This window comes from Nostoc sp. NMS4 (assembly GCF_017115095.1).
Taxonomy (GTDB): Bacteria; Cyanobacteriota; Cyanobacteriia; order Cyanobacteriales; family Nostocaceae; genus Nostoc.
Genome location: NZ_JABXKI010000063.1, coordinates 1 through 7,908, shown reverse-complemented (window position 1 = coordinate 7,908; position 7,908 = coordinate 1). Strand labels below are relative to the sequence as shown.

Genomic DNA, 7,908 nt, shown 5'->3' with positions numbered 1-7,908 from the left:
GATTGAAATTTAATCCAAAATCCTCAATCCAAAATCCAAAATTGAATTGCCCAATTCCCAATTCCCAATTCCTATACACAGAAAATTGCTAAAATAAATCAAGAATACTTCACAAATCTTCAGCTAGGTTCTCATAAAAGTTCCTAGCTTCTTGTAATTAAAATATGGCTATTTTTCGTCAATACATCGCTCCGTTGCTTGCAGTATTAGTATTTTTCTTTGCCCTAGTAGCAGTCAGCGCCCGGATCTTTTTACCCTCCGATATGGCAGCACCCGCACCAATTGAAAATGTAGAGGTAAGTTCTCATCCTACTCCAACTGATTTACTGCCGATACATAACTTAGCTAGCTAACTCAATAAACCTATTTAAGTGTCTGAGCAACTACTACCTGGGTATATTATTCGCCGTGGCTCTGCTTTGGAGCGATCGCTACTGCTTAAATTCATGCAGCGAACTTACCAGGATCTCTTTCCCAATGAGGATTTTTCCCACCTAGAGCAAACAGTTAAGCAATACTTTTCTAGCGATACGCCCTTATGGTGGGTCGATTTTTTGGGTGAAGGAGATGGGGGAGACAAGGGAGAAAATTCTACCTCATCCTCCTCATCCCCTCATCCCCCCATCGCTTGCCTCTGGGTGGGCAATGCTATAGATCAAATACATGGGAACCGTCATGCTCACATCTTTATCCTCTACGTTGTGCCAGAACATCGGCGACGGGGTATTGGTAGAGCTTTGATGCGATATGTAGAAAATTGGGCTATTCAAAGAGGCGATCGCCAAATTGGACTGCAAGTGTTTCAATCAAACAAACCTGCATTAAATCTTTACAATCAGTTAGGTTATCAAACCCAATCCATCTGGATGGTAAAATTCCTGAGTACAGAAAAATAAACTCAAGGATAGCGATAAAATACTGTAGCGTCTGAGTTATGGAGGTTCTCGTTTGGATAAAACTCAACGAGTCAGAAGGAAAAATGTCTAAAAACCCAACTAATATATATAAAGCTTTAACTTATTGGCGCGGGGGATTATGTGTTAATCCCTTTTCGGGATTGAAATGAAATTATGTATGATGAAGACGATCTAAGCCTACTCGATATTGAGGAGGAGCTAGAAAGCCCCTTAGATAAAATAGAGCCGCTAACTGCCGAATCAGTTGTGGCAAAGCCCGATCCAGAAGTGATGCTAGCCCTGCTGGAAAATCCCCAGCCCCAACAACGAATGTTAGCGGCGCGTGCTTTTTGTGATATTGAAGATGCCCGTGCAACTCCGCATCTAATTCGCCTGTTAGCTGATATCTGCCCCTTAGTGCGGGTGAGTGCAGCTTATGCCATCGGACGCAATCCGAGTTCAGAGGCAGTGAGTCCATTAATTGCTCAACTAAAGAGTGATTGGAATGGCTATGTGCGTAAAGGTGTAGTTTGGGCTTTAGGAAACTGCCGCGATCGCCGTTCTTTACCACCCCTAGCAGATGCCCTCAGAACAGACATTTCCGCAGTGCGTTTGTGGGCTGCTAGCGCCTTAGCACAGATGGCAGAAGTCGGTTACGAAGCAGTTATCGGGGCAATGCCACCATTAATTGAAGCCTTAGTCCAAGATCCAGTGGCAGCAGTGCGGAGTAACAGTGCTTGGGCAATAGGTCAACTGTGCCGCGAACTACCTTCTAATGTAGTTTATGCCACAGCGATCGACGCGCTAATTCAAGCCTTTGCCGAAGACCAAGATTTGGGAGTCAGAGAAGACGCTAAAGCCTCACTCTTAGGAGTGGGCGATCCTCGTGGCTTGCAGCTGATTGAAACCTTGGAACAAGAAGGGTGGTTTTAACTAATTCGTAATTCGTAATGACGCGACGCTCGAAGACTCGCTACCGCTTCGCTATCGCGGACTCGCTAACGCTGCGCTAACGTAATTCGTAATTTTTGGGTTTATTTGGGGATTGGGTATTGGGAATTGCACGTTAGGAGTGCTGTTAGCGGATAGCTAAGGTTTAGCCCGTGCTGAGTTAGGAGTTTTGTTTATCTCCCTTGTCTCCCTTGTCTCCCTTTTCTCTCCCTTACTGTCCTTCAGCTACAGGTTTGACCAAATTTAAGTCATAAGGACGTTCAGTATCATCCTCGCCCAAATATTCACCATTTTGGATTTCTAGAATAATTAGCGGGATATGTCCAGGATTTTCTACCTTATGTAGGGTTGCTGCTGGGACATAAGTTGATTCGTTTCGATTCAGTAATGTTTCCGTATCGCCACAAGTTACCTTGGCTACACCGGAAACTACAACCCAATGTTCATTGCGGTGATAATGAATTTGTGGTTTAATCCCGTGCCTGGGCTTAATTTCAACACGGCTAATTCTATAGGTTTCTCCCTCTTCAATCACCTCTACTTCACCCCAATATCGTGTACCGGAATGTGGAGACAAATCGTTGATATTTGACTGAGTATTATTTTCATTGGGAGTCATAATCAATTTCTCAACCAGATGAGTATTAGTATTTAACAGTAATTTACCGTAAACGAAATAAAGCTGGGTAAAGAGATACAGTCACAACATCTCTATTGATGACAACTGCTTTAACTTTACTTCAGGCAACAGACCCTATCCGTGAATTTATAAATGTTTGAATGCGCGAATTAGTTAACCCCCCGTATACTGAATCCGATAAATCCGATTATTAGCTTCTTCTGTGACTAATAAACTACCATCTGGCAACACGAGTAAACCTACAGGTCGTCCCCAAGTGGTTGGTACAGAAGGATTTAGCAAAAATCCTGTGAGAAAGTCTTCGTAGTAGCCAAGCGATCGCCCTTTAGCATCGAAGGGAACAAATACAATTTTATAACCAGTGCCGCGATCGCGGTTCCAAGAACCACGAAAAGCAGTAAAAGCACCATCACGATATTTTTTGGGAAAAGTTTTACCATCATAAAACTGCAAACCCAATGCTGCTGAGTGCGCCTGGAACAGTACATCTGGCGTTTGAGTACGGGCTACTAAGTCGGGGCGTTTGCTTTTGTCATCGGTTTTTTGACGAGGATCGAGGTTTTTTGGTGTTAGATAAGCATAAGGCCAGCCGTAAAATGCCCCCTGTTTAACACGTGTCAGATAGTCTGGAACCAAATCGTCACCGATTCCATCTCGTTCGTTAACAGTGGCGTAAAGTTCCTTGGTTAGAGGATGAAAGGCTAAACCAACAGGATTACGCAAACCTGAAGCGAAAGTTTGCTGCTGGGAACCATCTAAATTCATCACCTGTATCGAAGCCCGTGGTAGAGGTTCCTCATCCACATTGCTTCCCGATCCAACTGAAATATATAATTTATTGCGATCGGGCGACACAATGACATTGCGCGTCCAATGATTGTTATAACCTTGAGCGGGTAAGTCAGCGATTTTTTCCCCTTTACCTGTAATCTTGTTTTGATCTTGAGTATAGGGAAAACGCACCACAGCATCTGTGTTCCCCAGAAAAAAGGAATTACCTGCAAAAGCCATCCCAAAGGGTCTATTGAGTCCGTTGTCCTTACTAGCAAAGGTTTCTCGAACATCAGCTACACCATCAGCATTGCTATCACGCAACAAACGAATGCGATTTTGCGCGGTTTCAGTCACTAAGACATCACCACTGGGGGTTAAAGCTAGCCAGCGTGGGGCATCTAAACCTTCGGCAAAAACGTTTACTGTGAAGCCTGGTGGTAGGCGCAGCACCGGATTTTGCGGAATGGGTACAACTTCAGGGCGCTTGGAGGCGCTTTCTGTTGCGAAGGGTGCTGGTAAATTCTTTAAATTGATTCGGATGGGTGTAGGTGAAAGTGCTTCAGTACGGACAAGATTTTTGGACTGTGTAGAATTCTGTGTCGGTTGGGTAGAAGGTAGGGATGTTTGAAGTCTAGGATTGTCTGAGTTAGCGCGAGTCTGGTTACAGGCTGCCGCCAAAGTCAGTAAAAAAACTGGCAGCCAAAAACGCGCAGGAACTTTCATGTTTGTAGACGCTATACACAATGTTCCTACTCTAGACTTGAGGCTTAATAATTGTCGCCAGTCAAAAGTTTGATTTTTCTTAATTAATTTGTCAATCTAATAAAATACTGGGGACCAAATTCTATTCCCAATGCCCAATGCCCAATATTTACACATATAAACATTTGTTAGTAAACAAAAAATTTTCAAATTCTGCTGCTGGTAAGGGACGACTAAATAGAAATCCTTGCATAGAATTACAGTTGTGTTGGCGTAAAAAATCTAGTTCTGCTTCTGTCTCTACACCTTCAGCCACTACATCTAGATTGAGATTATGAGCCATCTGAATTAATGCCTTAGCGATGGCTGACTTTTGGGAATCATTAGCAACATTATGGATAAAATAACGGTCTATTTTTAATGTGTTAATTGGTAAGTTTTTCAGATAAATCAAAGAAGAGTAACCCGTACCAAAATCATCGATCGCAATTTTTATACCCAAAGATTGCAATTTGTTCATAGTAGCGATCGCACCATTTACATCTTGCATAATCATACTTTCAGTCAGTTCTAGTTCTAGGTAATGTGGCTCTAAATTATTGACAGATAAAAAATTAACTATATTATGAATAAAATCTGGTTGATTAAATTCGATTGCTGACAAATTTACAGCAACAATCAAGGAATTAATTCCGGCATCGCGCCAGCTTTTAATTTGTTGACATACTCTTTTTAATACCCATTTACCAATCGGAATAATTAAACCTGTAGACTCTGCTAACGGAATAAATTCTGTTGGGTAAATCATCCCCAATTCGGGACTTTGCCAGCGCAATAAACTTTCAACAGCTACTATTTTCCCAGAAGCAATATCGACTATTGGTTGATAATAAATTTCAAATTCCTGAAACTTATGTTGTTTTATAGCCCGGTGTAGGCTAATTTCTAACAACTGCATTTTTGGAGACAAGTTATTAATTACAGTCTTAGGAGATAAATACCTTTTTAAAGTCGCGTATTTTTCCAACCTGTTCATGATGGCGCTTAATAACTCAGCTCGAGTAAATGGCTTAGTTATATAGTCATCTGCACCCATATCCATACCTTGGCGGAAGTCAGATTTGGCAGATTTGGCAGTGAGAAAGATGAAGGGAATTGTTGCCGTTGATGGCTCTTGACGTAATGCTGTTAGCACGCCATAACCGTCAATTTCTGGCATCATCATATCACAAAGGATTAAATCAGGAACTTCGCAGATAGCCAAATTTACCCCGATTCTACCATTAGCCGCAGCAATAGTTTCAAAATTCTCAGCTTCTAGCAAATCTAAAATATTTTCACGGACTGCTTCCTCATCTTCTATTATTAATATTTTGGGCATAATTTTCCTCAGATTATGTTTTATTCTTTAAAAGAAAAAAGTGAAATATTTAAAAGAAAGGTTTCACTATTATAGATATCTATACACTTTTTTAAAATTGAAATTTCCAATCCATTCCCTAGTATGTTATCAACATTTATGGTGTGATAAAATGATTCAAGCAGACTTGGTATATCTTCTTCACAAATGCCAACTTGCCAATCTTGAATTTTCGATACGGCTTGTCCATCCTGACAAAGTAAATTAAGCTTAAAAATGCTATCATCTAGGAAATATTTAATCCCATTTGGAAGCAAGTTAGTCAAAATTTCTGCCAGCAGTTTTTCATCCATACAACAAACAGGTTACAGATTTATATTGACTGGTGAAAAAAATCAAGTGCTGATAACCCAGATTCATCTCTACTTCTTCTGGCGATTGTCGGCTATGTTCAACCAAATTGAAGGATGTTGGTATATGCTCTAATTTTCCCACTGCTAACTTGCTGATAATCAACACATCATTCAACATTTCAGTCATGATTATCTGAGATTTGGGCGTATTCGTCTGCATGACCTTATTAGACTTACGGTAGAAGTCCAAATCTTCCTCATAAACTTCAATGAGGTGAGTATATTTGCCTGTCGTAGCTTTACGTACTATAGCGCGTACTAGTAACCACTGGGACTTGAGTAATTGTCTCTCAACGAGAATCTGATATTGTACCTCAAAGGAACCAATACTATAATTGCCTCTAGTTTTCTCTGTTTCTTGTGCCAGTTCTGGACAGATACTTTCAGGAGTCATGTTACCGACAGTGTTAACTTGGTTATCGACAACTGGTAGTAGTTCAAACTGCCGCTGGCGCAACCGTGAAAGCACTGAGTCTATCTCCGAAAATTCTGACACGTTCATTGTCATGACTAAGGCATGCATAACTTCAAAAGTATTGGCTATTTTCAAGCTAGTTTCAGAAGCTACAAGCATTACCATATCATGCTTGGTAAAGTACCCTACTACTTACAAAGATGAAAAAAATAAGGCACTCTTGCCGCGTGCTACATCAGTGCGTAAGCGTAGCACATCATAGACATCGCATCTACCCTAATAGTGATATTTCTCACACAACTATCTCAATTCTTAACTTTAAGCTTTGTAGCCCGATAAGCTGAGGTAAGGGTTGCATAGATTTTGATGATAGCTATCATCAAATAATAGTTATCTAAAGCTGGTCATCTAAGTATTTTCCAATATTTTGACGCTAAACAAGTACTAATATTTGGGATATAAACACTACAAAAAGTGTACTAAGAATTACAAACTATCTTATATCCAGCTAGTTGGGCGTTAGGAGTGCTGAGTTAAGAGTTAGGAGTTAGGAGTTTTGTTTATCTCCTTGTCTCCCTTGTCTCCCCGCTCCCTCACTCCTTGCTCCCCCCCCACACCTTTGCTTCTTCACAAAGGACGGAACTGCACCCGTCGTTCGCCATAACGTAATAGCCTTTCTATAGTTACGAGGCGATTTTCCCAAGCTTTGACTTGATAGGAATTCGACTTAAGTTCTTGGCTCATTAATACCCGGAATTGAGACTGGAAGCGAGTTAGAGAGGCTTTTGCTACGAGTAACTTACTAGCAGAAGGAGAAGCCGCAAGCTGATTTAAAGCACTGCGTAAAACTTCTGCCTGGTTGTTAAAATCGGAAATTTTCTGAGATGACCTTTGTAGTTGCTCATTTTGGAAAACAAATTTCCATTCTCGTTGTAGCGCACTGTAACGGATGGCAGCAGTTTGAAAAGGCTGGCGGTGAGGAATCGGTTCATTTGTTGTGGATTGAATCTTACCTTGGGTGCTACTAAAGAGTTTTTGGAGATCGTTGCTAAAATTCTCGGCGGCAAAAAGTGCATAACCACTAACTGGCAAGTCCCTTACCAACTGGAGTTGATCGAATGCCCCAATTGTTGGCAAAGAAAGCAAGCGAATTCCTGGCACTAACAAGGTAGCTCCTAATTGTTTAGAGGCAATCCAGGGTTGGGCTAGTCGTTGAAATCGAGAAGTATCTAGAGCATAAGTCATGGGAACAATTAAATCTACATCCCCCCGCCTGGCCCAAGTTTCCCAATTTTGTTGAATTTTCTGAATCCGCTCTTGTTCTGGCAAAGGAAATACTGCAACGGACAAAATTAAATTCGGTTGCTTTTGTCGTAACTGTTGTGATACTTGGGCGACAAAGCTATCAACTTGCTCGGTGCGAAATGTTGTCCATTTTTGCCACAAGTCTGCTTGGCTAGGAGAAATATTCACTGGATCTACACCAGTAAGTTGCTGAAATTGCGCTCTTGCAGCTTTCCCATAACCATAAGTTCGACCTGCTGATGGGTCTTGGAATGGGTAGCGGATGTAGTCTAGCTGTAGACCATCTACGTGATATTTAGTGACAATTTCTTCATACAGCTTGAGCAAGTATTGCCGCACTTCGGGGTTGGCTGGATCGAAAAATGGCTTACTCTGACCAACAGGAATCATGTTGCCAAGGTTATCGTAGTTTGCCCAATCGGGATGAGCCGCCAGTACTGGCCCTGGATAAT

At 41.5% G+C, this 7,908-nt stretch carries 9 protein-coding genes; 3 read left to right on the top strand and 6 right to left on the bottom strand.

Annotated features, from left to right (window positions below; all coding sequences use genetic code 11):
• Positions 1 to 164 precede the first annotated feature (164 nt).
• The 3 genes from HWQ37_RS03160 (at position 165) to HWQ37_RS03150 (ending at position 1,829) form a co-directional block, all read left to right on the top strand.
• Positions 165 to 353: a hypothetical protein gene (locus HWQ37_RS03160; protein WP_292743636.1), complete on the top strand. Its 189-nt coding sequence runs from the start codon at positions 165 to 167 to the stop codon at positions 351 to 353.
• 93 nt (positions 354 to 446) lie between these two features.
• Positions 447 to 896, top strand: coding sequence for a GNAT family N-acetyltransferase (locus tag HWQ37_RS03155; RefSeq protein WP_292743638.1), 450 nt, complete (start codon positions 447 to 449; stop codon positions 894 to 896).
• Positions 897 to 1,070: 174 nt separating this feature from the next.
• Positions 1,071 to 1,829 carry a HEAT repeat domain-containing protein gene (locus tag HWQ37_RS03150; protein WP_292743634.1) on the top strand — a complete coding sequence of 253 codons (759 nt, stop codon included), beginning with the start codon at positions 1,071 to 1,073 and terminating at the stop codon, positions 1,827 to 1,829.
• A 229-nt stretch (positions 1,830 to 2,058) separates the two neighbouring features.
• Here the strand turns inward: HWQ37_RS03150 and HWQ37_RS03145 are convergent, their stop codons facing one another.
• From HWQ37_RS03145 to HWQ37_RS03120, 6 genes are all read right to left on the bottom strand, one after another.
• Entirely contained in the window at positions 2,059 to 2,466 is a 408-nt protein-coding gene (locus HWQ37_RS03145; protein WP_292743632.1) for a phosphomannose isomerase type II C-terminal cupin domain, read from the bottom strand.
• 174 nt (positions 2,467 to 2,640) lie between these two features.
• Positions 2,641 to 3,984 (bottom strand): PQQ-dependent sugar dehydrogenase, encoded by a 1,344-nt coding sequence (locus HWQ37_RS03140; RefSeq protein ID WP_292743631.1) that lies wholly within the window; start codon positions 3,982 to 3,984, stop codon positions 2,641 to 2,643.
• 148 nt (positions 3,985 to 4,132) lie between these two features.
• On the bottom strand, positions 4,133 to 5,344 hold the full coding sequence (locus HWQ37_RS03135) for an EAL domain-containing response regulator (RefSeq protein WP_292743629.1): 1,212 nt from the start codon (positions 5,342 to 5,344) through the stop codon (positions 4,133 to 4,135).
• A 20-nt stretch (positions 5,345 to 5,364) separates the two neighbouring features.
• Positions 5,365 to 5,676 (bottom strand): ATP-binding protein, encoded by a 312-nt coding sequence (locus HWQ37_RS03130; RefSeq protein WP_292743627.1) that lies wholly within the window; start codon positions 5,674 to 5,676, stop codon positions 5,365 to 5,367.
• Positions 5,669 to 6,310, bottom strand: a complete 642-nt coding sequence (locus HWQ37_RS03125; RefSeq protein WP_292743626.1) for a CBS domain-containing protein — start codon at positions 6,308 to 6,310, stop codon at positions 5,669 to 5,671. The genes HWQ37_RS03130 and HWQ37_RS03125 overlap by 8 nt, the downstream gene beginning before the upstream one ends.
• A 468-nt stretch (positions 6,311 to 6,778) precedes the next feature.
• On the bottom strand, positions 6,779 to 7,908 hold a 1,130-nt coding region (locus HWQ37_RS03120; protein WP_292743624.1), incomplete at its 5' end, for a glycoside hydrolase family 10-like protein.